The organism is Comamonas sp. JUb58 (assembly GCF_004364775.1).
GTDB lineage: Bacteria > Pseudomonadota > Gammaproteobacteria > Burkholderiales > Burkholderiaceae_C > Comamonas.
The window spans coordinates 1-26,665 of sequence record NZ_SOAL01000029.1; the positions used below are offsets into that span (position 1 = coordinate 1).

Below are 26,665 nucleotides of genomic sequence, written 5' to 3' on the forward strand. Positions count from 1 at the left end.
ACGAATAGCGTGCGGTAGATGGCTTCATGAGACACCTGCAACTCCTTTTGCCCCGGATAGGTTCGCTTGAGCCATCCCGCTATTTGTTCGGGTGAATGGCCCCAGTGGATACACAGCGTCTGAGGATCTCGCAGGCATTGCAGCTCGCGGCTATTGGCGTTTTTCCACACTCAACGGGGACATAGCCATCAATTTAGCTGTTTGCGACGAAAGCCAATGGCGGCCAGTCCCGCCATTGCAGCGGAAAGCAGCATCAGTGCTAACTGGCTCAGCGACGGGACCGGTGTTGGCTGTGTCACACCCGCAGCGGGCGTTACCGTGATGTTGTAAGACTGAGCTTGTGCGGCTGCATAGTTGGCGTTGCCGTTTTGTGTGGCGGTAATCGTGCATGTGCCTTCTGCACCAAAGGTCACCGTGCCAGCGTCAAGCGTGCACACGTCGACTACGGCCTTCTGCAGCAGGCGCTGCTGCTGGGCCACACCGCTTGCCGTAACAATCACCGGGTTTCCTGATGCGCCACCCTCCACAACGGGCGTGTAGCGCCCCCCCACTTGAGCAATCGAAGGCGGAGGCGGGGTGAAGCGAAGCGTCTGCATCCCTTTTTCCACGACCAAGACATGCGTCACGTCGGGCGCTGCTTGGTAAGTAGTGTTACCTGGTTGCGTTGCGCGAATCGTGCAGTCTCCCACACCAGTGAATGTGATGGGGCCTGACGGCTGCTCGGCTACACAAGGCCCGGAATCGACCACAAAGCCCACGTTCAATCCTGAAGTGGCTGTAGCTTGCGGCTGATAGGTCGTTCCAAATGGATGCGGCGCTGGTGGCGCAAAGTTGATGGTTTGAGGGCCAGGTGCCGCTAGGGGCGTCACAGGTGGAGAAGATGTGGACTCCGGCCCCAGGCCATTGGCGTGCTTGGCACGCACGGTGAACGTGTAGTCCGTACCAGGGGTCAATCCGTTCACGGTGCATTGTGTCGATGGCGCAACTGCGGTACAGCCTGCACTCGCTGGATTGGAAGTCACTTCATAGCCGACCGGAGGATTGCCTCGGTCATCGGCAGGCGCAGTCCAGCTTACGGCGATCTGCAGTTCACCCGCAGTGCCTGTTGGTGCACCCGCTGGATCGGTGAATCGAACCAACTGGGCGACCGTAGAGGGTTCGTCAGCCACAATCAGGCGCGCCATATACAGCCCTGCAGGCAGATCGGGCAACGGCGTAGACACGAACTGTGTCGTTGAATGAGAAGTGAAACCTATCTGGTAGATGAATCCATTCTCTACACGTTGTAGCTCCAGTCTCGGTATGTCCGTACCTCCAGTGCCCTTGAACCCGGTACCTGTCAGAGTCAGTACGCCCCCTCGCCGTTGCAAAAGCGGCAGGGGATCCAGCACGGCTGGAGTACTGACTGGCACAGGGGGCTGATAGCGATCTGAGTTCGCAAAAAAAGTCAAGCTGGGATTCGAGCTGTAACCACCCGTAATCAGCACCTCGCCATTTGGCAAAAGATTCGCTGTTCCATTTTCCCGCGCTTGAGTGACTGCATCTGAGTTGGACCAAGTGCCAGTTGCAGGGTCATAAACTTCCGCCACTGCCTGGGCATTGCGTGCCCCGTCTGAGCCGCCAGCAATCAATACCTTGCGGGATGGCAGCACGGTTGAATGATTCGATATGGAACCCATCATGCCATTGCGCGGATGATTTAACGCACCAGTGGCTGTCCATGTGTTGGCGACTGGGTCATAGAGTTCTGCATGGTTGGTAACCCCAGCGGCCGTGAATCCCCCTGCCAGTAGCAGGCGCCCGTCAGGCAGAAGATTCATGCTTGCATAGTGGCGCGGCACCAGTGGCGGCGCGGCCGGTGACCACGTGCCAGCAACAGGGTCGTAGATTTCTGCACTCGGGACTTCTCCACTACTGTTGAAACCCGATGCCACTAATACGTGGCCATCCTGCATCAGCACTGCAGCGTGAGCACGTCGTGCTACATCCATGCTCCCAGTCGGTGTCCATGTGCGTGTCTGCGGGTCATACAACTCCGCCGATTTTTCGTTGCTTCCACCAACCAACAGAAGTCTGCCATCGGCCAGCAATGTCATGGAGGGGATACTGCGCGTAACACTCTGAACTCCCGCATCTGACCAGGAATTGGACTCTGGGTCGTACAGACGAGCCTGACGGCTACCGTCTGCGCGCACAAGCACTTGGCCAGTACCCAGTGTCACTGCCTCCATTACGTTGCCAGTAATGCCAATGGAGCCGATTGCGCTCCACGTATTGCCTGTCAGCCGCTCTGCTGTTGCAACGAATCCGGTGCGGTTAACTCCTCCGAACACCGCAAAGGAGCCATCATCGAGCAACGCACCTGCATGCTGCGCACGCTCGGTCAACATGGGGGCGCTTGATACCCAAGCAGCAACAGCCGCATGACTAAACGCCATAGACACTGCGGTTAAACAAGCGCCTGTCGCGAACGTTGAAAGCTTTGTACTCAACATTGTCTCCTCAAGTAGATCGTGACACTTGGGGATACTTGCACCCCTGCTTTTTACATTTTATACACACGTAGAAACATATATGGCGCAGAGTTGCCAGGCCAGCTGTCTGCTGCCAGCCTGATGGCCTCCGCTGGAGCCTCGCCTGCGAGCGGCAGCAACCGCTGCATAACAGTCATCGTCATTGGTGGCAATCCGAAGAGCAGGGCGATGCTAGTTCTCATCACTTTGCCTGAGCGACCCACTTTCCTTGTCAAAGGTGGCGTCTGAGATGTGAAAGTGCGGAGAAGCCTAAGTTCTAAAACTCTCAGTGCACTTCCCCGCAATGATGCAGCTCATTTCTGGTCTAGAGCAGCTGACCCAACTGATCCTGCTCTCTACGTCTAGGTCGGCTACAGCCGAAGGTGTGAAAGCCCTTTTGATACTGTTTGGTTTTGAGCTTGGCGAAGTAGCTCATCCGATAGAAGGCGTCGTTGAACGATGCTTCTTCACCTCGTATGACTAGGTAAGTGGGTTGATCGGGAATATGCACATAGCCTTTGATGTCAATGGGATACATCGAAAGAGCAGATGCCCATGCTTCATGGATACGTGCATACATGTTGTTGCTATCCAAGTCGAATCTGCCAATGAAGGCAAAGGCGTCATGGTTGACAATTATTGCAACATGGAAATGCACACGGCCATTCTCACTGATCTCTCTAGTCCATATTTTTCGAAGATCAGCATCATGTACTCGATGACCAGCCTTTCTACTTTGTGCCTGAGCATGATCAATTTTTGCTTGCAACGAGCTAAAGAATTTAGAGATTAGGCTATTGTCTTGCAGAGCACCTTGAAAGAAGTGCTCGGGTACATACAGATCAAATCGCATCACACAGATGCGAGCATGTAGTGCTAATGCCTGAGTTAGGCATTCATGTATGCGTAGAAGGTAATTCTCGATTAGATCTCCTCTATGGTAGATGACGGGTGAGCCTAGGAAGTAAGGTTCACTGTAAATGTGTTGATTGGTGTTGGATGGATTGCGCTTCATGCTGTGTGTCATGGCTTGGTTAAGACACACAGTTGGTTGATGAGAAGAGCTATGCACTTTTATGGTTAAAAAGTGCCATAACTTCTAAGGCTTTCCTTGTGCATTGATTAGATCAATGCCAACCCATGTATAGCAACCAGTTCTTGCTATCTGATGTAAAAGATCAGCTCTATGCTTTCAACAACATCGTTGTGGAATGGCTAGCATCGCTCTACATAAATTTAATAGAACTTAAACCTACACGGGTAAAGCAGATTTAAGCGCGGTGATACTTCGTCTGCCTTCCTGAGGTACTTGAATTTGGATTGATTTTAATCCAAATTCACTCTTCGAAAATATCACTTAGAAGGTCGATCTCTTAGGCCGATCTTTTCAAGGATCCAAGCATCAATTTCGGCTTCAATCCAACCGACCGATCTAACTCCCAGGCTGATGGGTTTGGGGAAGTTTGATGTTTTTATCAATGCATAAATGGCGGTCTTACCTAGACTCGTTTTGAGAAGCACTTCTCTGATCTTTAGAACGCGCATGTCTGGCTCCGATGGTTTTGGCATCGGATTGCGTGTGGATTTCTTAATTAGCTCTCACTGGCGGCCCATGTTGTGACACAAGAGGAAATTCTCTTTGGCTGGGGAAAATGTATTGGTGGCTTTCGTCATTTATGCCAGTAGTAAATTTAAAGCTCCGTTGTGTTTAGCTGCGGCTACTGCAGCAACATGAGAACCCGGTCCACCTAGAAAGATGGCCACACTGTCACAGCTCTATCCTGTCATTGATCATGTGTGGTCCATCACTAATCATGCTAGACAAGCGATGGCTCTACTACAGAACTACCCTGAGGGACTTGACAAGAGCTCCCTACTAAGACATGGTAGATCTTAGGAAAAAGATACCTGGGAAGTGCCTGGGTACGGACATTTTTCGGACATGAAAATTTCTATCGACTTATTGCTTGTCATTCTATGATTAAATATACGCCCGAAAAAATAGCTGCATCTAAGGCAGCTTTTTCCAACGCATTTGCACTAGACGTATTTACGAAGAGAACCCTCCAATCAATCGCATTCCATTTGAGAGTTAATATTGACATTGGCGATGCATCTGCAGGCATTCTAATCGTTGAGATCTGGGATCAATTGATCAGAAAGGGGTTCACTCCTGCGCATGGATACGGCCTATTAGGCGAATTGAACTCTGGTAATGCAAAAAGTGAATTGGCAATGGAAATCTGGGGGCTGGCTACAACTTTTAATGTTCAAGAGGAATCTTATGAGTTTTTGCTGGGATTTTCAAAAAAAATCATACAATATAAGTTGAGTCAAATCAGAATTTTTCATCCCATGACTATGGCTAAAATTTTTGAGAGTTTCCAATCTCCGAGTGTGTTAATTGGATATCTATGCGATGTCTCTGGGCACTCTGTAGATTACATTGCAGGCTTTCTTTTTGCAATGAAGGTGTCTACGCAAAAATTTAAGTTGGAATGGCATGCTCAACTTGTTTGGTTTAAAAATGATAAAAATAAAGAAAAGCTAAGGGCTGCATCCTATTTTTCTGGAAAACAAATTTCTGTGGGTGAGGGTGATCTAGCCGCTAAACCCTTTGAAAAAACTCCCCAAGTATTCCTAATGCCGCCCATACACGATATTGATGACATCGAATTATTTTTTCATCGGCAAGATATGTCCTCGGTTCTTAAGTTGTTCATTTTTGAAAAAATCCGAGGCTTATACAATAAAAGGTCATCTCGTGAAGAAAATAAAAGAACTCAAAAAAATTGTAATTTCACGCTGACCCCGGAGGCGAAAAAAATGATTGAACAAATCGCTAGAGAATGTGGTGTTAAGGGGCGTGGATCCGAGCTTCTTAATGTTCTATTTCAAGCTCATAACAAACAAGTATTGCAAAATATAGTCAAGGGGTATGCAATGGTGCGTTGATGAAGTTTGACCATTCTTGCATCATATGACGTCGCTTCTCCAACGCATCACCGCGGCGATAAGCAGCTTCTACCTTGCTTTCCAACGTGTGAGCCAAAGCCTGTTCCGCCAGCTCCCGAGGGAAATTGGTTTTTTCTCCTGCCCAATCACGGAATGCAGATCGAAAGCCGTGTGGAACTGCGATTGAATTCATGCGCCGCATTACCGCCGTCATGGTCATATCAGAAAGCTGCTGTCCTTTGGTTCCTGGGAAGATCAGGTTGCTGCTCTCAATGCGAGGCATCTCAGCGAGTAGCTTTAGTGCTGATTCAGTAAGCGGTACTCTATGTTCCACGCCAGCTTTCATGCGTCCCGCCGGAATGGTCCAGATGGCTTTATTAATGTCAATTTCTGACCACAGAGCTCCACGTACTTCGCCCGAGCGTGCTGCGGTGTAGATTAAAAATTCAAGGGCTCTTGCTGCAATACCAGCACGCGTACGCAAGTCCTGCATGAAGGATGGCATGCCATCTACAGGTATGGCACGGTGGTGCTCTACCTTCTGAATCTTGCCTGGTGCGGCCAAGACCTTGTCGAGATGGCCTTTCCAGCGGGCTGGATTCTCACCATTGCGGTATTTGCGAACAGTCGCCCAGTCGAGCACGGACTCGATCCTTCCTCGAAGCCGACTCGCAGTTTCGTTCTTGATGCCCCAGATAGGCTCCAGGCAAGCCAATATATGAGGAAGATCGATAGCTGATACGCTCACTAGCCCCAGATGCGGCATCGCGTACGCTTCAAGGGTGTTTTCCCATTGCTGACGGTGCTTAGCGTTCTTCCATTCGGAAGATTTGGTCTTGAGGTATTCCTCAGTACACCAGCGAAACGTTTTTTCTGTAGCAGCCTTCGACGCGATAAGGGTGCGTTGTTGCACTTTGGGAGAGATGGGGACCTGACCGTCTCGAAGATCATCGTGGATCCTTCTAGCTTTGTCCCGTGCTTCCTGAAGGCTGACTGCCGGATATGCCCCAAGGCCCATGTCTTTGCGCTGATCGCCAACTGTCACTCGGATGATCCATCCTCGGTAGCCAGCTGAGATGCGAAGATGCAATCCAGCGACGCCTCCTACGGCATGTCTACCTTCTGTTTTGATGGCCGCAACAGCGCGGTCGGAGAGTTGTTTGGCGACTTTGGGCATGGGCTTGGATGTAGCAGATCTATGCCCACATTATGCCCACATAAAACATACGCTGTTAACGAGTTATGACGAACTTCGGCGAACTTGACTTTTGAAAATACATAATTAAATCATAATTCTAAAGTGCAGTTTGGAACCATTGCGAACTTGGCTATGGCGGACTCCGTTTCCGCCAAGAATCAAACCCCTGAGTGTTCTCACTCAGGGGTTTTTCTTCGTCTGGATGGTGTGCTCTTAACGCATCGCTGAATCACTTCTTGTTGGAGTGTGGTGGGATGGGGCCAACATGGTCAGTCGGCACAAAAGCTGATTACTGATCCGGCACTCACCGAGGCACCCATCAACCTACAAGCGCTTCTTATTCCAGCCCGATGCTCTGCACAATCGCGCCTTCTTCGGCGAAGGCCTTCTTCGCAAAGGCGCTGTAATCTTGGGCATTGCGGTAATCCAGCCGCACACCATAGTTTGCGGCCGCCTGCTGAAAGACGGGGTCGTCCATGGCAGACTTCACGGCGGCTTCGAGCTTGCGCACAATCTCGGGCGGCAGTCCTTTGGGGCCAGCAATGCCCAGCGGCGATGGCGTCACTACGTCATAGCCCTGTTCACGGAAGGTCGGCACATTGGCAAAGGCGGGTGGGCGCGTTTCTGAGGCAATGGCCAGCGCACGCAGCTTGCCTGACTGCATATGCGGTAGGACGGTATTGCCAAACACCCCTGTCTTGGTGTGGCCCGCAATCAAGGCATTCACCGCCTCGGCGTCGCCCTTGTACGGCACATGGGTGAACTGTACGTCTGCCTTCTTCTCCAGCAAGGCCATCAGCACATGGTTGGCCGAAAACTTGCCGGGCGTGCCGTAGTCGACCGATCCGGGCTGCTTTTTGGACTGGTCGACAATGTCCTTGACCGATTTGAACGGCGAATCCTGCGCCACGGCCAGCAGAAAGTCATACGACATAAAGGCCGCCACATAGCTCAGGTCGGCTACCGGATCGTAGGCCACCTTCTGGATATGCGGCTGCCGGAAGATGGCCACTGGGCTCAAGGTCAGCCGGTAGCCATCGGGCTTGGCATTCTTCATGTCCATCACCCCCATCGAGGCCCCGGCCCCCGGTTTGTTCTCGATGATGATCGACTGGCCCAACTGCTTGCCCATCGACAGGGCCAGCGCCCGCGCCACCACATCGCTCACACCCCCCGCCCCATAGGGCACGATCAGCACGATAGGCCGGTTGGGGTAATCAGCCTGTGCCACGGCGGGCGCGGCAAAACCCGCAGCACCCACAACGGCAATGCTGGCTGCGACAGTGGCAAAAGTACGGCGTTGCATGGTTGTCTCCTTGCATGAATGGATGTTGTCTCTGCAGTCTAGCCAAGCCACCGCTGCGTATCCCCAACACGGGTGACAGCAGAATGGCGCTGGCGGCAGGGTCTTTTCGGCGAAGGGTGAGGCTCGCCGGATGGACCCCGCTCCGGTGCTGCGCGGGAGCCGGGGGCGAGCGGTGAAAACATAGCGAGTGGGTTCAGAAGAAACAAGGCCCTGCAAATTGCAATTTGCAGGGCCTTGTTTTGCGATGCTGATAGCGCCTCAGCGGTATCGCCCCTCAATCCAGCCGAGGATGCAGATCAATGTACTTCTGCTTGCGCAGCTCCAGCGCCGCAATCTGCTCTTGCAGCTTGGCAATCTCGCCATCGATGTCTTCCACGCTTTGCTCGATGTGGTCCAGCGTCTGGATCAGCAGCTCCTTGGCCTCCTGCTTGCTGGAGGCCGCTGGCGTGGCGCCACGCAGGGGGCGGTTGGCGGTTTCCTTCATGAAGATGCCGGTGATGATGCCGACGACTGCGACAAACATCAGGTAGTAGGCCGGCAGGTAGAGGCTGCCGGTCGAATCGACCAAGGCGGCGGTGATGGTGGGCGTGAGGCCGGCGACAATGATGGCGATGTTGAACGATGCGGCCAGCGCGCTGTAGCGGATGCGGGTCGGGAACATGGCGGGCAGGGTGGAGGCCATCACGCCGGTAAAGCAGTTCAGCACAATCGCCAGCATGAACAGGCCAACAAAGATCAGCGCGATCTGGCCGTTGATGATCAGCTTGAACGCGGGGATCGCCAGCACCAGCAGGCCGATGGAGCCGACGATCACAAAGGGCTTGCGGCCAAAGCGGTCACTGGCCAGGCCAATCACCGGCTGCACAAAGAGCATGCCGATCATCACCGCGATGATGATCAGCACGCCATGGTCTTCGGAGTAGTGCAGGTTGTGCGACAGGTAGCTGGGCATATAGGTCAGCAACATGTAGTAGGTGATATTGGTGGTCAGCACCAGGCCCACCGATACCAGCAAGGGGCGCCAGTAGCGCGTCGCGATTTCCTTGAAAGAGATACGTGGACGGTTCTCCACATCCTCCTGGTCGTCCTTCTCCATCTGGTCCAGCTGCTGCTGAAACGCGGGCGTTTCTTCCGCCGCATGGCGCAGGTACAGGCCTACCAGGCCCAAGGGCGCGGCCATGAAGAAGGGCACTCGCCAGCCCCAGTCCAGAAAATTCGCCTCGCTCAGCAGGCTTTGCAGCAAGACGACGACGCCCGCGCCGGTGACAAAGCCCACGATGGAGCCAAAGTCCAGAAAGCTGCCCAGAAAGCCGCGCTTGCGGTCCGGCGCAAACTCGGCCACAAAGATGGCGGCGCCGGTGTATTCACCGCCGACCGAGAAGCCCTGCGCCAGCTTGCACAGCAGCAGCAGGACCGGTGCCCATATGCCAATGCTGGCGTAGGACGGTCTCAGCCCAATACAGAAGGTGCTGGCAGCCATGATGATGATGGTGATCGACAGCACCTTCTGGCGCCCGAACTTGTCACCCATCACGCCAAAGAACAGGCCGCCCAGCGGCCGCACCAGGAAGGGAATCGAGAAGGTGCCCAGCGCGGCAATCATCTGCACACTGGGCGATGCATCGGGGAAAAAGACCTTGCCCAGCGCAAAGGCGACAAAGCCATAGACACCAAAGTCGAACCACTCCATGGCATTGCCCAGCGCGGCGGCAGAAATCGCCTTTCTGAGCTTGACCTTGTCGACGATGGTGATGTCGTGCAGCTCCAAGGTGCCGCTTTGGGTGGGGATCAGAGGCGGCGAAGGAGGCGTCGGATCGGCCGCTGTATTGTTGTTGATGGTATCCATGCGGTTCCCCGGTAATTATGGGTCGCCATCTTCGCCAATCGCCGTCCGGCCGTCTGTAGGACGAGGGGGCTGCGCGCTGCCGCCAAACTTCGCCAGCCACCCGTTATGGGTGGTCGTTGTGGAGTGGGGGGCGCCTAAACTCTTCCTGAGCACCTTCTAAAAAATGACGAGACAAAGGAGTTCCATGTCCGAAGCTTTTATCGTGGCGGCGCAACGCACGGCCGGTGGCCGCCGGGGGGGCCAACTGGCCGGCTGGCATCCTGTGGATCTGGCCGCACAGGTCATCAATGCGCTGGTGGAAGGTGTCGATGCCGACCCGGCCGCTGTGGATGATGTGTTTCTGGGCTGCGTCAGCCAGGTGGGCGAGCAGTCCAGCAATGTGGCGCGCAATGTGGTGCTGGCCTCCAGGCTGCCCGAATCGGTGCCCGGTACCAGTATTGACCGCCAATGCGGCTCCTCACAGCAGGCCATCCACTTTGCCGCGCAGGCGGTGATGTCGGGCGCGATGGACATGGTGATTGCCGCAGGGGTCGAGTCGATGAGCCGCGTGCCCATGGGCAGCCCAGGGGGCCTGGCGCAAAAGGCCGGGCTGGGCCACTACCACAGCCCCGACATCGCCGCCCGCTATGGCGATACCGTCTTCAGCCAGTTTGTTGGTGCCGAGATGGTGGCGCGCAAGTATGGCCTGGACAAGGACGCGCTGGACCGCTACGCCCTGCAAAGCCACCAGCGCGCTGCAGCCGCCAGCCGCGCCGGCCACTTTGCTGCAGAGATTTTGCCGATCGCCGTGCGCGATGCCAGCGGCGCCTTGACGCAGGACCTGCATGCGGTGGACGAGGGCATCCGCTTTGAAGCGACCTTGGAAGGCATCCAGAGCGTCAAGCTGCTGCAGGAGGGCGGCTTGATCACCGCAGCCAATGCCAGCCAGATGTGCGATGGCGCCAGCGGCGTGCTGATCGTCAATGAGCGCGGCCTGCGCCGCCTGGGCGCCAAGCCCTTGGCGCGCATCCACCACATGACCGTGCTGGGCCATGACCCGGTCATCATGCTGGAAGCGCCGGTGCCCGCCACCCAGCTGGCCTTGAAGAAGGCCGGCATGCGCCTGAGCGACATCGACCTCTACGAAGTCAACGAGGCCTTCGCCTCGATCCCGCTGGCCTGGCAGCAGGCGCTGCAGGCCGATCCCGAGCGCATGAATGTGAACGGCGGCGCCATTGCGCTGGGCCATCCGCTCGGCGGTACCGGTGCCAAACTGATGGCCACCCTGGTCCATGCGCTGCACCAACGTGGCGGCCGCTACGGCCTGCAGACCATGTGCGAGGGCGGGGGCATGGCGAATGTGACGGTGATCGAGCGTCTCTAACACTGAGTCGTGGCACTATTAGGGGATAAACATGCCGCGCATTTATAAAAACAGTGACCGAGACAAACCCCGCACTTCCCCGACTGGAGCCCCGGCGCATTGAGCGCAAGCATCTGCTAGCACGCCTGTCCGAGGCCCGCAACAAGACCTGCCTGCTGATCCATGGCCCGGCGGGCAGTGGCAAAACCTCGCTGGCGCTGCAGTGGCGTGCCCAGGCACTGACTTTTGGCCATGACGAAGCCTGGGTAACGGTGCAGCCTGGCGACGACGGCCAGGCGCTGATGGCGGCGCTCTTCGATTCGCTGGACCGCATCGACAGCGATATCGCACGCGAGGCGCGTCTGCTGTCCAACCGGGGCGGCGAGGCGCGCGCCGATGCCATCGTCATCGCATTGCTGCGCGCGTTTTTGGCGCGCAGCCGGCCTTTGCTGGTGGTGATCGACGATTGGCAGAACATGGGCGACACGCGCGCGGGCGCAGCGCTGCAGACCTTGCTGGATTTTGCGCCGCCCGCCTTGCGGCTGGTGATCGTCTCGCGCAGCATGCCCCAGCTGCGCCTGGCGCGCCTGCGCGACCAGGGCTTGCTCGAAGAGATCGGCCCCGCCGAGCTGCGCTTTACCTTGGAAGAAGTGCAGCAGTTTCTGCAGGCCCGCCAGCCGCGCAGCACCAGCCCGGCGATGGCGCGCCAGCTGCTGGAGGTGACCGATGGCTGGGCCGCTGGCTTGCAGCTGCTGGCGCTGCAGCCGCGCACCCCCGCATCGCCGGTGCAGAACGCGCAGGACTTCAGCGCCTACTTCAACCGCGAGGTACTGTGCCGGGTCGACAAGGATGAGATCGACGCGATGACGCGGCTGGCTGCGGCGCGCAGCTTCAACCAGGCACTGGCCATCACCATCGCTGGCGAGCCCGTCGGCCCCGCCTTGCTGGAGCGGCTGCAGCGCGAGAACCTGTTTGTGCTGCCGCTGCAGGATGCCGCCAGCCAGGGCTGGTACCGCTTCCACCCGCTGTTCCGCGAGCTGCTGCTGACCCGCTTCCAATCGCTGCCGCAGGCCGAACGCCAGCGCACCCATGCGGCGCTGGCGCAATGGCTGGGCGCCCGGCGCCATCTGCGCGATGCCGTGCACCATGCGGTCGAGGCGGGTGACATGGAGCAGGCCGTGCATTGGGTGGAGCGCTGGGCGCGAGCCTTGTTTTTGAACGGCCAGTTGCAGCAACTGGTGCGCGCCGTGTCCGAGCTGCCGCGCGCCATTGTCAATGCCCGGCCGGCGCTGCTGCTGTGGCTGGGCTGGACCCAGCTGTGCTACTACAAGCTCGCCGCCTGCCATGAGACCTTGAATGCGCTGCGCACGCAGCTGGGCGAGCGCGACCACGAAGGCCGCGCACACTGCGTGCTGCTGGCCTTCTCGCTGGCCTTGCAGGAGGACGACCTGGGCACCGCCCAGGCCTTGCTGCCCGAGCTGATGTCCATCCAGCAGGGTGATGATGCCGTGCTGGTGGGCGGCAAGCGCAACCTGCTGGGCTGGATGTACGGGCACAGCGCCGAGTACGAGAAGGCGCGCGAGGTGCTGCGCGGCTCGCCCCCGCTGCGCGAGGATGGCACACCGCTGCTCGATTCGGCCTTTGGCCATTTGATGACCGAGGCCCTGCGCGGCCTGTCCTGGCTGTATGCCGGCGATGTGCGCCATGCCGAGCCGCTGCTGCGCGAGGCCCTGGCCCATGCAGAAAAAGCGCTGGGCCGCCACAGCGAGATGGCCTGCAATGCCGCCGCCTACCTGGCGGCCGTGCTGTATGAGACGAATGAGCTCGACGAGCTGCGCCAGCTGCTCGATGGCCGGCTGGACACCACCGAGCGCGTGGTGCTGCCCGATGCACTGGTGACCGTGGCCCTGGTCTGCGCACGCCTGAGCCGGCTGGACGGCAACCCGCTAGAAGCGATCGAGGGCCTGGCGCGCATCGAAGAAATCGCCCAGCGCCGATCACTGGACCGGCTGCTGGCCTTTGCGATGGGCGAGCGCGTGCGCTGCCTGCTGCAGATGCGCGATATGGAGGGCGCGCGGCAGATGCTGCGCCAGCTGGAGCTGCTGGCCCAGCGCCATGCCGATGCCCACAGCCCCGTGAGCCTGCGCATCACCGGCATGGAGCGCTACACGCAGGCACTGTTCCACGAGGCCAACCTGGACGACCGCGCTGCGCTGGAGGCGCTGGGCGAGCGTGGCCGGGACGACAGCGCACTCCTGCAGCGCCGCGACCGCTGCGCCACCTTGGTGCTGCGCGCCTTGCTGCTGAGCCGCCTGGGCCGGCAGGAGCAGGCTTTGGACGCCATGCGCGATGCCTTGCTGCAAGGCCAGGAGCTGGGCCTGGTGCGCAGCCTGCTGGACCTGGGCGAGCCCGCGCTGCTGCTGGCCGAGGCCTGTGCCCAGGCCTTTGGCGCCTCCGATCCCCTGCTGGCTTTTTATGTGGAGCGGCTGCAGCAGCAATCGCAGCGCTACCGCGGCGTGCAGCAGCCGGCCGATGCGGCCCTCAGCGAGCCCTTGTCCGATCGCGAGCTGGAGATCTTGCGGGCGCTTGCGCACAGCATGTCGAACAAGCGCATTGCCCAGGTGCTGGGCATCTCGCCGGAGACCGTCAAATGGCATCTGCGCAATGTCTACGGCAAGCTCAAGGTGGTGGGCCGCGATGATGCCGTTGCCCGGGCGCGCGACCTGGGCCTGGTGCAGGGCTGACCGCCCACATGGCAGGGGGAAACCCGAGCCACCCACATCGGGTGGGGGCGGGGTGGGGCGGCTGGCCGCATGATGGCTAAAAATAGCAAAGACAGGAGACAAGCCATGTTTGCATTCCTCATCCGCCTGGCGCAAAGCCCAGCTGCTCCCTTGCACCGCCCCGGCACGGCCGCCCTGGCGCTCCGCCGTCCTGCGCGCCACTAAGCGCCTTTTCTCCCCAGCTTAACCCCAGGATGCCGTCTGCGGACGGCCGGGGCGCAGCTTTGCCTGCCTGCTATTGCAACCCACCCAACCCTCTTGCGCGATGACCCTCTCCAGCACCCCCTCTAGCCAACCGCAAGCCTTTGACCCGGCCCGCCTGGACGACTTTCTGCGCACGCAGTTGCCAGGGCTGCAGGGCGAGATGGCGCTGCAGACCATTGGCGGCGGGCAGTCCAACCCGACCTTTTTTGTGAGCTACGGCAGCCGGCATATGGTGCTGCGCAAAAAGCCTGCGGGCGAGGTGCTGCCATCGGCCCATGCGGTGGACCGCGAGTACCGCGTGATGAAGGCGCTGGCAGGCACGGCGCTGCCCGTGCCGCAGATGCTGCTCTACCACGCAGACAGCGATGTGGTCGGCACGCCTTTCTACCTGATGGAAAAGGTCGAAGGGCGGGTGTTCAACGACAACGCCCTTGCCGGCATGCGCCCGGCCGAGCGTCGTGCGATTTACCTGGCGATGGCCGACACCCTGGCCACCTTGCATGCGGTGGACTGGCGCGCCGCCGGGTTGGAGGGCTTTGGCAAGGAGGGCGGCTTTTTTGAGCGGCAGCTGCACCGCTGGCAAAAGCAGTGGGATCTGTCGCGCATTGCACCCAACCCGGCCATCGATGAGCTGCTGGCCTGGCTGGGCGCCAACCGCCCCAGCGATGACGAAACCACGCTGACCCATGGCGACTTCAAGCTCAACAACTTGCTGTTCCACCCCAGCGAGGCGAGGGTGGTCGCGGTGCTGGACTGGGAGCTGTCCACCCTGGGCCATCCGCTGGCCGATGTGGCCTTCAACACGGTGGCCTGGCGCACCCTGCCCGAGGAGTTTGGCGGCCTGCGCGGGCTGGATCTGGCCGCGCTGGGTATTCCGTCCGAGTCCGAATATTTGGCGCACTTCTACCAGCGCGCCGGCCGCAGCGATCCGGCCCGCCAGGCTGCGCCTTTCCACTGGGCCTTTGCGTTCATGCGCTGGGCTGTCATTTTTGAAGGCATTGCCGCCCGCGCCGCGCGGGGCAATGCGGTGGCCGACAACGCCTCGGAAGTGGGCGCCATGGCCCAGGCCCTGGCACGGCGCGGGCTGGAGGCCATCGAGGCGCCAGCGGCAGCATTTTGAATTTTTACCGAGGAGACGCTCTTGAACTTCCAGTACCCCGAGGACACGCAGCAGATGCAGCGCACGCTGCGCCAGTTCATGGAGCGCCATGTGGTGCCCCGCTACCACGACTACGAGCGCATCGCCGCCACCGGCGCCTACCCGACTGAGGTGGTTGAGCCGCTCAAGCAGCTGGCGCGCGAGGCCGGGCTGTGGAACCTCTTCCTGCCCGGTCTGCGTGACGATGAGCCCGGCACCCGCATGAGCAATATGCAGTACAGCCCGTTGGCCGAGATCATTGGCCGGGTCTACTGGTCGGCCGAGGTGTTCAACTGCAATGCGCCCGATACCGGCAACACCGAGCTGCTGCACCTGTTTGCCACGCCCGAGCAGCACGAGCGCTGGCTGAAGCCCTTGCTCGACGGCAGCATCCGCTCCTGCTTCTCGATGACCGAGCCCGATGTGGCCTCGTCCGATGCCACCAATATCTGCACCACCATCCGCCGCGAAGGGGATGAGTACGTGATCAATGGCCGCAAGTGGTTCACCACCGGCGCGCTGCACCCCAACTGCAAGTTCGCCATCGTCATGGGCGTGAGCGACGAGAGCCCCGATGCGCCCCGCCACCAGCGGCATTCGATGGTCATCGTGCCGCTGGACACGCCGGGCCTGAACATTGTGCGCAACGTGGCGATCATGCACCACCACGCCCCCGAAGGGCACTGCGAGGTGACCTATACCGATGTGCGCGTGCCCGTCAGCAACCTGCTGGGCGAGGAGCACAGCGGCTTTGCGCTGGCCCAGGCGCGCCTGGGCCCTGGCCGCGTGCACCACTGCATGCGCACCATTGGCCAGTGCGAGCTGGCGATCGAGATGATGTGCGAGCGCGCACTCACCCGCCGCGCCTTTGGCAAGCACCTGAGCGATTACGCCAATGTGCAGGACTGGATCGCCCAGTCGCGCGTCGAGATCGACCAGGCGCGGCTGCTGGTGTTGCAGGCCGCCTGGAAGATGGACATGTTCGGCAACAAGGCGGCGCACATCGATGTATCGGCCATCAAGCTGGTGGCAGCACAGCTGCAGACCCGCGTGCTGGACCGCGCCATCCAGGTGTTCGGCGCCATGGGCATCACGCCCGATACCCCGCTGTCCTACCTCTGGTCCTGGGGCCGGGCGATGCGCTTTTTTGACGGCCCGGACGAGGTCCATCTGCGCGCCATTGCCCGCGCCGAGCTGGCCCGCGCACGCGACAACCTGGGCGCCACCGCCGCCTTCTACAGCACCAGCCACTGAAAAGCTTGCAATGACTTATCCCGACCAGAACCCCGACGGCAGCGTGCTGCACTGGCGCAGCGGCGCGGTGGCGCATATCCGCTTCAACCGCCCGCAGGCGCTCAACGCCATTGACCGCGGCATGGCAGCCGCCTTTCACCAGGCCTGCCAGGACATTGCCGCCGACCCGCAGGTGCGCGCCGTGCTCATCACCGGCGAAGGCCGGGCCTTTATGGCCGGTGGTGACCTCGATGAAATGCGCGCCGATCCGCAGCAGGCCGCAGCAACGCTGATTGCCGGCATGCATGGCGGCATCCGCCTGCTGACGGCCTTGCAGGCCCCCGTGGTCTGCGCCGTGCAGGGCGCGGTGGCGGGTGGCGGCCTGGGCTTGATGCTGGCCTGTGACCTGGCTATTGCTGCCGAGGGCACGCGCTTTGGCGTGGCCTATCCGCTGATCGGCGCAAGCTGCGACTGCTCCACTTCCTGGGGCCTGCCGCGCGTGCTGGGCCTGCGCAAGGCGATGGAGCTGGCACTGCTGGGCGACAACCTGGAGGCGGCCGAGGCCCTGCGCCTGGGCCTCATCAACCGCGTGGTCGCCAAAGACAGCCTGGCCGCCGAGGCCGAGGCCCTGGTGCAGCGCCTGGCCCAGGGCCCGACCCATGCGCTGGGCCATATGAAGCAGCTGCTGCGCAGCGCCCTGGAGCGCGGGCTCGATGCCCACCTCGACAAGGAAGCGGAGAGCTTTACCCAGTGCGCCGGCACGGCCGATTTTCAGGAAGGCATCAGTGCCTTCCGCGAGAAGCGCGTAGCGCGGTTTCAAGGCCGTTGAGCCGTAGATCGACCCATCCATTCATGAACGCAAGCCACAGGCATCCTATGAAGACACGTATTACGCAATTGCTGGGCATCCGCTACCCCATCATCCAGGGCGGCATGCAGTGGGTGGGCACGGCGGAGCTGGCGTCGGCCGTCTCCAACGCCGGCGGCCTGGGCATGCTGACGGCGCTGACCCAGTCCACGCCCGAGGCGCTGGCGCGTGAGATCGCCCGCTGCCGCGAGATGACGGACCAGCCCTTTGGCGTGAACCTGACGATTCTGCCGTCGGCCAAGCCTCCCCCCTATGAGGCCTACCTGGATGCGGCCATCGACAGCGGTGTGCGCGTGCTGGAGACTGCCGGCAACAGCCCCGTGGCCTTTATCGAAAAAGCCAAGCGCGGGCATATGCGCATCGTCCACAAATGCACCAGCGTGCGCCATGCGCTGTCGGCCGAGCGCAATGGGGTGGATGCCGTCAGCATCGATGGCTTTGAATGCGCCGGCCACCCGGGCGAGGACGATGTGGCGGGCCTGGTGCTGATCCCGCTGGCCGCCCGCGCGTTGCGCATTCCCGTGATCGCATCGGGCGGCATTGCCGATGGGCGCGGGCTGGCCGCCGCGCTGGCCTTGGGCGCCGAGGGCGTCAACATGGGCACGCGCTTTTGCGCCACGGTCGAAGCCCCCATTCACGACGACATCAAACGCGCCCTGGTCAACGCCGGCGAGCGCGATACCCAGCTGATTTTCCGCACGTTCCGCAACACCGGCCGGGTGCTGAAGAACGCGATCTCGGACCAGGTGGTGGCCACCGAGCGCCGGCCCGGCGGCTGTGAGTTTGCCGAGATCCACCCGCTGGTCGCCGGCCAGCGCGGACGCGCCGCGCTGCACAGCGGCGATGTGGACGGCGGCCTGGTCTGGGCCGGCCAGGTGGTGGGCCTGGTGAACGATGTGCCCAGCTGCGAAGCACTGGTGCAGCGCATGGTGGCCGAGTGCCAGGAGGCGCTGGCCAGCGCCGCGCGCCGCGCTGGCGTGCCTGAGGCAGCCGTGCTGCAGGAGGCTTGATGAGCATGACTGCATCTACCCTCACCGCCACAACCACCCCCCAGCTGCGGCTGGAAACCCATTACGACCAGCGTGTGATGCGCTGCTTTGCCGAGCGACCCAACGATGTCGTCAGCATGTGGCTGCAAGCCGCCCGGCGCCAACCTGACGCCGAGGCGCTGGTCTGCGGCGCGCAGCGCCTGAGCTGGGCGCAGCTGCAAGACCAGGTGCTGCGCGTGGCGGCCGCGCTGCGCGCACGCGGTGTGGCCAAGGGCGACCGCGTGGCGTTGCTGCTGGGCAATGGCCCTGAGTTTGTGATTGCTTCCTACGCCACGATGGCCATCGGCGCGGTGGTGGTGCCGCTGAGCATCCGCGAGCAGTCGGCTGGCATTGGCTACATCCTGCGCGACTGCGAGGCGGTGGTGCTGGTCCATGATGCAGCGCTGGGCGCCGTGGTGGCCGGCATGGGCGAGACGCCGGCGCTGCGGCACCAGGTGGTGGTGGGCGGCGCGCCCGATAGCCCCCAGGCCTTTGCGCAGCTGCTGACCCATGCGCCGCTGCCGCAGTGCGAGGCTTTGGATGAGGAAGACCTGGCGATGCTGGTCTACACCTCGGGCACCACCGGTTTCCCCAAGGGGGCGATGCTGACCCACCTGGGCATTGTGCATACCATCCTGCACTACGCGCAGGCGCTGGGCCTGGATGCCTCGGTGCGGGGCTGCGCGGTAGTGCCGCTCAGCCATGTCACTGGCTTGGTGGCTCTGATGGCGCTGACCCTGGGCCTGGGCGGCACGCTGGTGGTGGTGCCGCATTTCAAAGCGGCCGAGATGCTGCCGCTGGCCGCCCAGGAGCGCATCAGCTTCACGATCATGGTGCCGGCGATGTACCAGCTGTTGCTGCTGCAGGAAAACTACCGCCAGCATGACCTGTCGCACTGGACCGTGGGCGGCTTTGGCGGCGCGCCCATGCCGCCAGAGACCATCGACCGGCTGGCGCAATGGCTGCCGGGGCTGCGCCTGTCCAACTGCTACGGCGCGACCGAGACCACCTCGCCGGTGGCGGTGATGCCCGCGCAGCTGACGCGCACGCATCTGGCCAGTGTGGGCCTGGCGCTGCCCTGTGCCGATATCGCCGTGATGGACGATGACGGCCGCCCCTTGCCGGCCGATGAGGTGGGTGAGCTCTGGCTCAAGGGCCCGATGGTGGCCAAGGGCTACTGGAACAACCCGCAGGCCACGCAGGAGAACTTTGTCGATGGCTACTGGCGCAGCGGCGACGTGGGCCGCATGGATGCGCAGGGCTTTGTCTATGTGATGGACCGCCGCAAGGACATGCTCAACCGGGGCGGCTACAAGATCTTCAGCGTGGAAGTGGAAAACGCCTTGTGCGAACACCCCGATGTGCTGGAGGCCGCCGTGGTGGCCAAACCCTGCCCGGTGCTGGGCGAGCGCGTGCATGTGTTTGTGACCCTGCGCGACGACAAGCACACCGAGGCCGAGGCGCTGCGCCGCTTTTGCGCAGAACGCCTGGCCGACTACAAGGTGCCCGAGAGCTTTACCATCAGCCGCCATCTGCTGCCGCGCAATGCCAACGGCAAGCTGCTCAAGCGCGTGCTGCGCCAAGAGCTGCTGGCGGCACAGGCTTGAAGGAGGGCGCCCGCATGCCAAACGATGCCGCCACCCTCGAAACCCTGCAGCCGGGCATTGCCCTGCTGCGCCTGACGCGCGCCGCGCGCCTCAATGCGCTGAGCCTGCCCGATCTGCAGTTCTTGCATGCGCTGCTGGATACCTGCCTGGCGGATGCCAGCCTGCGCGTGCTGGTCATCAGCGGCGAGGGGGCGGGCTTTTGCGCCGGGCTGAACCTCAAATCCTTGCTGGACGAGAACGGGCAACTGCCGGCCACCGTGCGCGAGAACATGGACTTGCAGCAAAGCTTTGCCGGCCTGGTGCAGCGCCTGCGCGATACCAGCGTGGCGGTGATCGCCGCTGTCAACGGCGTGGCAGTCGGCGCCGGCATGGCGCTGGCCTTGGCGGCCGATGTGCGTTTTGCCGCGCAGCAGGCGGCCTTCCATGTGGGGGCCATCAAGATCGGCATCACCGCCGGCGAATGCGGCATCAGCTACCACCTGCCGCGCCTCATTGGCGCGGGGCGTGCCTTTGAGCTGATGCTGAGTGGCCGCCCGGTCGCATCGGATGAGGCGCTGCGCATAGGCCTGGTCAGCGAGGTGCTGCCTGCTGCCGATCTGCTGGAACGCGCCTTGCAGTGCGCGCGCCAGATCGCTGCCCATGCGCCGTATGCCACGGCCCACACCAAGCGCCTGATGTGGCAGAACCTGGATGCCCCGAGCCTGGCCGCAGCCATTGAGCTGGAGAACCATGCCCAAGTGTTGGGCCTCATGACCGAGGATTTCCAGGAAGCCGTCCAGGCCTTTTTGCACAAGCGCAGCCCCGTGTTCACGGGGCGCTAAGGAGGCGATATGAACGATTTACGCAACCCGCCCGCCCAAGACAATGATGGCCTGCAGGTGCCCGTCTGCCAGAGCGTGGAGGATCTGCAAGCCCTTACCGGCACCGAGCTGTATGTCAGCCCCTGGGTGGAAGTGGACCAGACCCGCATCGACCGCTTTGCCGAGGCGACCGGGGATTTTCAGTGGGTACATGTGAACCCGGCGCGCGCGGCGCAGGAGTCGGGCTTTGGCGGCACGATTGCGCATGGCTTTTTGACCTTGTCCCTGCTCGGCAAGCACTACGAGGACTTTATGCCCGGGCTGCTGCCGTTTTGCGACCTGGGCATCAACTACGGCCTGAACCGGGTGCGATTTATGCAGCCAGTGCGGGCGGGCAGCAGGGTGCGCAGCCGCTTTGTGCTGGCGGAGCTCAACCTGGTGACCGGCGGTGTGCAGATGGTCTTCAATGCCACGGTAGAGCTGGAGGGCGAGAGCAAACCCGCCTGTGTGGCCGAGTCGGTGGTGCGCCGGATGTACAAGCAAGGAGGCGCGCAATGAAGGCCGTGGTTTGCGAACAGTTTGGCCCGCCGTCGGCGCTGCAGCTGCGCGATCTGCCTGCGCTCCAGCCCGCCCCCGGCGAGGTGGTCGTCGCCGTCAAGGCGGCCGGCATCAACTACCCCGACACCCTCATCATCGAAGACCGCTACCAGTTCAAGCCCAGCCTGCCCTTCAGCCCCGGGGGCGAATTTGCTGGCGTGGTCGAAGAGCTGGGTGCCGAGGTGCAGGGCGTGCGCCAAGGCCAGGCGGTGATCGGCTTTGTGGGCTGGGGCGCTTTTGCGCAGCAGATCCGTGTGCAGCCTGCTGCGCTGTTCCCCATGCCGGCCGGTCTGCCGTTTGAGGTGGCGGGTTCCCTCTTGATGACCTATGGCACGGCCTACCACGCGCTGCGCGACCGGGCGAGCCTGGCGGCGGGCGAGACCGTGCTGGTGCTGGGCGCAGCAGGCGGTGTGGGCATTGCCTGCATCGAGCTGGCCAAGGCCATGGGCGCAAGGGTGATTGCGGCAGCCTCGTCGCCGCAAAAACTGGCCGCCTGCCGCGCCCATGGCGCGGACGAAACCATCGACTACGAGCGCGAGGATTTGCGCGAGCGGCTCAAGGCCATCACCGGCGGGCGCGGTGTGGATGTCGTCTGCGATGTGGTCGGCGGGCGCTTCAGCGAGCCGGCCCTGCGCAGCACCGCCTGGCGCGGGCGCTTTCTGGTGCTGGGTTTTGCGGGCGGTGAGATTCCGCGCATTGCACTCAATCTGCCCTTGCTCAAAGGCTGCGCCATCGTTGGCGTGTTCTGGGGCGACTACCTGCAGCGCGAGCGCGCCCATGTGGTGGCGGACATTGAGGCGCTGGCCGAGCTTTACACCCAGGGGCGGCTGCGGCCGCTGATTTCCCAGCGCTTCTCGCTGGAAGAAACGCCTGCTGCGCTGGAGGCCGTGCGCCAGCGCCAGGCCATTGGCAAAGGAGTCGTCGTGCCCTAGCACCTACACACCCCAGCATTTCCCGGTTTCCGTCTTGAACACCGGTGCCACGAGACAAGGGGGCAATAAAGCCCTCGGCGCCGATGTGAACCCCGGGGTGGCTCTTGTGGGGCTGCCCTTATCCAAACCACCTTTCCGAATGGATGAATCATGACGAATGCGAACACCTTGAGCGCTGACATAGCAGCGCAGGCCAGCGAGAGCGGAGCACCCGCCGATGCCAAACGCGCAGCGGTTTCGGGTTTTGTGGGTACCTTGATCGAGTACTACGATTTCAGCCTCTACGGCTATATGGCGGTGGTGATTGCGCCGCTGTTCTTTCCCAGTGGCGACCCCACGGTATCGCTGCTGGCCGCACTGGCGGTGTTTGGCACGGCCTACTTTGTGCGGCCGCTGGGCGGTATCGTGTTTGGGCATATCGGCGACAAGTATGGCCGCAAGACGGCGCTGCTGGGCACCCTGATCTGCATGGGCATTGGCAGCACCTTGATGGGCCTGCTGCCCACCTTTGAGCAGATGGGCTACTTTGCCACCGCCTTGCTGGTGCTGGTGCGGCTGCTGCAAGGCTTCTCGGCCGGTGGCGAAGTAGGGGGCTCGGCCACCTTTATCTCGGAGTCATCGCCTCCGCACATGAAGGCCACCTTTGGCGCCTTCACGCCAATGGGATCGACCGGCGGCTTTGCCGTGGCAGCGGCCGTGGCCGGTGCGGTCACCGCGCTCACCACGCCCGAGCAGATGAGTGCCTGGGGCTGGCGCATTCCCTTTTTGCTGGCGCTGCCCTTGACCCTGCTGTGCATCTGGGCCCGCACCCGCGTGCGCGAAACCTATGAGGGCAAGCCCGAGAAGAAAGAGCATTCGCCCATTGGCGCCGTCTTCCGCCTGCAAACCAAGGCCTTGCTGCAATCGACCGCGATCAGCGCCGCCACCAATGGCACGGCCTACATCGGCCTGACCTATATGAGCATCCACCTGGTCAAGCAGCTGGGCTACCCCGCCGGCAATGTGTACTGGGTCGCCACCTTGGCCATTGGCCTGTCTGCGCTGCTGATGCCGCTGGGCGGCTACATCGGTGACCGCATCGGCCTGCGCCGCCTGATGCTCGTTGGCCTCATCGGCTACATCATCCTGACCTACCCGATGATGGGCCTCATGGAGCGCAGCCTGATGGTTGCCGCCTGGGCCTATGTGGTGCTGATGCTCAACACCGTCGCCACCCAGGTCAGCGCCTACACCTTGCTGCCGCTGCTGTTCCAGCCCCAGTACCGTTACACCGGCGTGGCCACCGGTTGGAATTTTGGCGTGATAATCGCCGGCGGCACCGCCCCCTATGTGGCTGTGAAGCTGGTGCAGATGACCGAGAACCGCCAATCGCCCGCGTATTTTGTGATTGCAGCGGCCATCATTGGTCTGATTGGCGTGCTATCGATCCGCCGTGATGCGGCGCGTTCGGTGACCTGAGTTTGAGCCGGGTTTGCCCGCTCCGCCTCGGCATGCGTGGCGGCGGGCAGGGGGGCGGTCAGGCGCAAGCTGCCTGGTGGCCCCAGCCTCAATCCCCTTCCAGCAACTTCACACCCGAGAGTCGGCTCAGCAGGCCGATCAGCGTCTTTTGCTCCGCCTCCGACAGGCGAGAGACCACTTTTTCCTCAGCCACCTTGGCCTGCACGATGGTTTGCGCCAGCAACTGGCGCCCGGCCTCGGTCATTGTGATCAGCTTGCGCCGCCGGTTGGCGGCATCGGGGTGCGTCTGCACCAGATCGGCTTGCACCATGCGGTCGATCACATAGGTGCCGGTGGCCTTGTCCATGCCGGCGCGGCTGCCCACGGTCTGCTGGTCGCAGGTGCCCAGCTCGTCCAGCACGATCAGGACCGCGTACTGCAGCTGGGTCAGCCCTGAGCTGACGGCGGCCGACCAGCTGGTGGCAGTGCGCTGCGCCGCACGGCGCACCAGGTGCATGACGGAAGTGGGGCCACGCGGCCACAGCGGTGCACCGTCAATCAAATCCTGCCCGTCTTCCTGGTTCATCGATACCCCTTGTCTTTACTTGGTTTGAGTTCGAACTATCATAGCGGACATGAATAGTTTGAACTCGAACTGTTGGCCTGCGGCACCGCAGCCAACTCGGCCAAGCGCAGCTGCAGGCGCGCCCGGCAAGATCGTCGTCGGCATGACCGGCGCCACCGGTGCCATCCTGGGCATCCGCCTGCTGGAAGCGCTCAAGGCGCTGGGCGTGGAAACACATCTGATCGTCTCGCGCTGGGCGCGCGCCACGATCCAGATGGAGACGGACTACGCAGTGCGCGATGTGCTGGATCTGGCCACCAAGGTCTACAGCGAACGCGACCAGGCAGCTGCCATCTCCAGCGGGTCGTTTCGCACCGAGGGCATGGTGGTCGTGCCTTGCAGCATGAAGACGCTGGCGGCCATCCGCATGGGCTATGCCGATGAGCTGGTGGTGCGCGCAGCCGATGTGACCTTGAAGGAGCGCAGACGCCTAGTCATCGTGCCGCGCGAATCCCCACTGAGCGCGATCCACCTGGAGAACATGCTGGCGCTGACCCAGGCCGGCGCCCAGATGCTGCCGCCCATGCCCGCCTTCTACAACAGACCCGCATCCACCGACGACATTGTCAACCACATCGTCGCGCGGATCCTCGACCAATTTGGCTTGGACAACGACCTGACCGTGCGCTGGACCGGGCCCACCCCTCTTTCTAAGGAGAAAACATGAAGCAAGACATGAAGCACTACAAAGACCTGCGCAGCTACCTGCAAGCTCTCGACGAGATCGGCGACCTGGCCCACATCCGCCAGGAGGTCGATGGCGATCTGGAGCCCGGTGCCATCACGCGCCGCAGCTGCGAGATCGATGCGCCCGCGCCGCTGTTTGAAAACATCCGGGGTGCGACGCCCGGCTTTCGCATCCTGGGCGCGCCGGCTGCCCGCTCGTCGCGCAAGGACATGCCTTATGCCCGCGTGGCCCTGTCACTGGGCCTGCCGCCCGCATCGACGGTGCCCGAGATCGTGAATGCGCTGCTGGCCGCGCGCCAGTTGCCCGGCAAAAAACCAGTGCGTATCGATGCTGCGGGCGCGCCTTGCCGGCAGAACATTCTGCGCGGCGACGATGCGAACCTGGACCGCTTTCCGATCCCCTTTGCGCACGACACCGATGGCGGCCGCTACGCCAATACCTGGGGCATGCTGATCGCCAAGACACCGGATGGCCGTTGGACCAACTGGTCCATCGCCCGCGTGATGAAGGTGGATGGCAAGCGCATGGCCGGCCTGATGGTGCCCAGCCAGCACATTGGCCAGATCTGGGCCGAATGGGTCAAGATCGGCCAGCCCATGCCTTATGCGCTGGTGCAGGGCGTGGCGCCGGCCATCGCCTGTGCCGCAGGGGTGCCGATCCCGGCGGGCATTGACGAGGCCGACTATGTGGGCGCGCTCTGGGACGAACCCATCGAGGTGGTCAAGGCGCTGGGCGTGGACCTGGATGTGCCCGCCCATGCCGAAGTGGTGATTGAAGGCCATGTGTCCATCACGCGCGATTGCCCTGAAGGCCCTTATGGCGAGTATTCGGGCTATCTGGGCACCGAGTCGTCGATGCAGCCCAGCTTCCATGTGGAGACCATCAGCTACCGCGACGATCCGATCTGGCCACTGGTCGTGGCGGGCCGCCCTGCGGACGAGTCGCACACCATCTGGGCCATGGGCATGGCGGCCGATGCCATGGCCTTGATGCGCGAAGCCGGTCTGCCCGTGGTCTCCGCCTGGGCGCCCGAGGAATCGGCCGTGCACTGGTTTGTGGTGGTCGTCCCCAACGACTGGCGCGAGAAGCTGCCCAATACCAGCTCCGAGCAGTTTGCACGGCGCGTGGGTGAGCTGCTGTTCAAGGCCGATTCGCTGGTGTTCATCCCCAAGATCTTCCTGGTGGACGACGATATCGATCCCACCAAGATTGCCGATGTGGTCTGGGCCCTGGCCACCCGGGTGCATCCCCGCCGTAAGCAGGCGGTGTTTGAGGAGGCGCGCGTGGTCTCCTTGGCGCACTGCTATGAAGAGGACGAGTATGCCAGCGGCCGAGGCCCCAAGGTCGTGTTCGACACCTTGCAGCTGCCGATAGGCGAGGGGCGCTTGCGCCATGCCTCGTTCGACCAGGCCTACCCGCAGGACCTGCGCGAGCGTGTGCTCAAGAACTGGGACAGCATGACCACTAGCCCGCGTTAACCAGCGCTAATCAGCGCTCAAAAGGCCCATGGCCTGGGCCGCGAGGGGCCAGGCTCTGCCAAGCACCATGCGGCCCTGCGCTGCCTT

The 26,665-nt window shown here is 61.7% G+C and carries 21 protein-coding genes; 14 read left to right on the plus strand and 7 right to left on the minus strand.

What is annotated here, in order from left to right:
• Nucleotides 1-188 precede the first annotated feature (188 nt).
• The 3 genes from EDF71_RS23100 to EDF71_RS23110 all read right to left on the minus strand — a co-directional run bounded on the left by EDF71_RS23100 (nt 189) and on the right by EDF71_RS23110 (nt 4,058).
• Entirely contained in the window at nt 189-2,390 is a 2,202-nt protein-coding gene (locus EDF71_RS23100; RefSeq protein ID WP_243854419.1) for an IPTL-CTERM sorting domain-containing protein, read from the minus strand.
• A gap of 448 nt (nt 2,391-2,838) precedes the next feature.
• Nucleotides 2,839-3,540 (minus strand): inovirus Gp2 family protein, encoded by a 702-nt coding sequence (locus EDF71_RS23105; RefSeq protein WP_133858881.1) that lies wholly within the window; start codon nt 3,538-3,540, stop codon nt 2,839-2,841.
• A gap of 326 nt (nt 3,541-3,866) precedes the next feature.
• Nucleotides 3,867-4,058, minus strand: coding sequence for an AlpA family transcriptional regulator (locus EDF71_RS23110; protein ID WP_133858882.1), 192 nt, complete (start codon nt 4,056-4,058; stop codon nt 3,867-3,869).
• 432 nt (nt 4,059-4,490) lie between these two features.
• On the opposite strand from EDF71_RS23110, the gene EDF71_RS23115 reads away from it, so the two are divergent.
• Entirely contained in the window at nt 4,491-5,468 is a 978-nt protein-coding gene (locus EDF71_RS23115; RefSeq protein ID WP_133858883.1) for a hypothetical protein, read from the plus strand.
• On the opposite strand, the gene EDF71_RS23120 is transcribed toward EDF71_RS23115, so the two are convergent.
• The 3 genes from EDF71_RS23120 to proP form a co-directional block, all read right to left on the minus strand.
• Nucleotides 5,443-6,645, minus strand: a complete 1,203-nt coding sequence (locus tag EDF71_RS23120; protein WP_133858884.1) for a site-specific integrase — start codon at nt 6,643-6,645, stop codon at nt 5,443-5,445. The two genes, EDF71_RS23115 and EDF71_RS23120, sit on opposite strands and share 26 nt — an antisense overlap.
• A 358-nt stretch (nt 6,646-7,003) precedes the next feature.
• The gene (locus tag EDF71_RS23125) at nt 7,004-7,972 is read right to left on the minus strand and encodes a tripartite tricarboxylate transporter substrate binding protein (RefSeq protein ID WP_133858885.1); all 969 of its coding nucleotides are present in this window, start codon (nt 7,970-7,972) and stop codon (nt 7,004-7,006) included.
• Between the two features lie 274 nt (nt 7,973-8,246).
• Nucleotides 8,247-9,818 carry a glycine betaine/L-proline transporter ProP gene (gene proP / locus EDF71_RS23130; RefSeq protein ID WP_133858886.1) on the minus strand — a complete coding sequence of 524 codons (1,572 nt, stop codon included), beginning with the start codon at nt 9,816-9,818 and terminating at the stop codon, nt 8,247-8,249.
• Nucleotides 9,819-10,002: 184 nt separating this feature from the next.
• Here proP and EDF71_RS23135 point away from each other — a divergent pair, with 184 nt between their 5' ends.
• The 11 genes from EDF71_RS23135 to EDF71_RS23185 all read left to right on the plus strand — a co-directional run bounded on the left by EDF71_RS23135 (nt 10,003) and on the right by EDF71_RS23185 (nt 23,808).
• Entirely contained in the window at nt 10,003-11,181 is a 1,179-nt protein-coding gene (locus EDF71_RS23135) for an acetyl-CoA C-acetyltransferase (RefSeq protein ID WP_133858887.1), read from the plus strand.
• A 53-nt stretch (nt 11,182-11,234) separates the two neighbouring features.
• Nucleotides 11,235-13,904: a LuxR C-terminal-related transcriptional regulator gene (locus EDF71_RS23140; protein ID WP_133858888.1), complete on the plus strand. Its 2,670-nt coding sequence runs from the start codon at nt 11,235-11,237 to the stop codon at nt 13,902-13,904.
• Nucleotides 13,905-14,208: 304 nt separating this feature from the next.
• Nucleotides 14,209-15,267: a phosphotransferase family protein gene (locus EDF71_RS23145; protein WP_133858889.1), complete on the plus strand. Its 1,059-nt coding sequence runs from the start codon at nt 14,209-14,211 to the stop codon at nt 15,265-15,267.
• 21 nt (nt 15,268-15,288) lie between these two features.
• Nucleotides 15,289-16,539 (plus strand): acyl-CoA dehydrogenase family protein, encoded by a 1,251-nt coding sequence (locus EDF71_RS23150; RefSeq protein WP_243854421.1) that lies wholly within the window; start codon nt 15,289-15,291, stop codon nt 16,537-16,539.
• A gap of 10 nt (nt 16,540-16,549) precedes the next feature.
• On the plus strand, nt 16,550-17,347 hold the full coding sequence (locus EDF71_RS23155; protein WP_133858890.1) for an enoyl-CoA hydratase-related protein: 798 nt from the start codon (nt 16,550-16,552) through the stop codon (nt 17,345-17,347).
• A 47-nt stretch (nt 17,348-17,394) separates the two neighbouring features.
• Nucleotides 17,395-18,396 carry a nitronate monooxygenase family protein gene (locus EDF71_RS23160; RefSeq protein ID WP_133858891.1) on the plus strand — a complete coding sequence of 334 codons (1,002 nt, stop codon included), beginning with the start codon at nt 17,395-17,397 and terminating at the stop codon, nt 18,394-18,396.
• A 5-nt stretch (nt 18,397-18,401) separates the two neighbouring features.
• The gene (locus EDF71_RS23165) at nt 18,402-20,021 is read left to right on the plus strand and encodes an AMP-binding protein (protein WP_133858892.1); all 1,620 of its coding nucleotides are present in this window, start codon (nt 18,402-18,404) and stop codon (nt 20,019-20,021) included.
• Between the two features lie 14 nt (nt 20,022-20,035).
• Nucleotides 20,036-20,842 carry an enoyl-CoA hydratase-related protein gene (locus EDF71_RS23170; RefSeq protein WP_133858893.1) on the plus strand — a complete coding sequence of 269 codons (807 nt, stop codon included), beginning with the start codon at nt 20,036-20,038 and terminating at the stop codon, nt 20,840-20,842.
• Nucleotides 20,843-20,851: 9 nt separating this feature from the next.
• The gene (locus EDF71_RS23175) at nt 20,852-21,379 is read left to right on the plus strand and encodes a MaoC family dehydratase (protein WP_133858894.1); all 528 of its coding nucleotides are present in this window, start codon (nt 20,852-20,854) and stop codon (nt 21,377-21,379) included.
• The gene (locus EDF71_RS23180) at nt 21,376-22,350 is read left to right on the plus strand and encodes an NADPH:quinone oxidoreductase family protein (protein WP_133858895.1); all 975 of its coding nucleotides are present in this window, start codon (nt 21,376-21,378) and stop codon (nt 22,348-22,350) included. The genes EDF71_RS23175 and EDF71_RS23180 overlap by 4 nt, the downstream gene beginning before the upstream one ends.
• Nucleotides 22,351-22,500: 150 nt before the next feature.
• Nucleotides 22,501-23,808, plus strand: a complete 1,308-nt coding sequence (locus tag EDF71_RS23185) for an MFS transporter (RefSeq protein WP_133858896.1) — start codon at nt 22,501-22,503, stop codon at nt 23,806-23,808.
• 88 nt (nt 23,809-23,896) lie between these two features.
• Here the strand turns inward: EDF71_RS23185 and EDF71_RS23190 are convergent, their stop codons facing one another.
• A complete protein-coding gene (locus EDF71_RS23190) occupies nt 23,897-24,373 on the minus strand; it encodes a MarR family transcriptional regulator (RefSeq protein WP_133858897.1) in 477 nt (158 codons plus the stop codon).
• Between the two features lie 49 nt (nt 24,374-24,422).
• On the opposite strand from EDF71_RS23190, the gene EDF71_RS23195 reads away from it, so the two are divergent.
• A complete protein-coding gene (locus EDF71_RS23195) occupies nt 24,423-25,079 on the plus strand; it encodes a UbiX family flavin prenyltransferase (RefSeq protein ID WP_166656624.1) in 657 nt (218 codons plus the stop codon).
• A complete protein-coding gene (locus tag EDF71_RS23200) occupies nt 25,076-26,578 on the plus strand; it encodes a UbiD family decarboxylase (RefSeq protein WP_208301122.1) in 1,503 nt (500 codons plus the stop codon). The genes EDF71_RS23195 and EDF71_RS23200 overlap by 4 nt, the downstream gene beginning before the upstream one ends.
• Nucleotides 26,579-26,665: the final 87 nt, after the last annotated feature.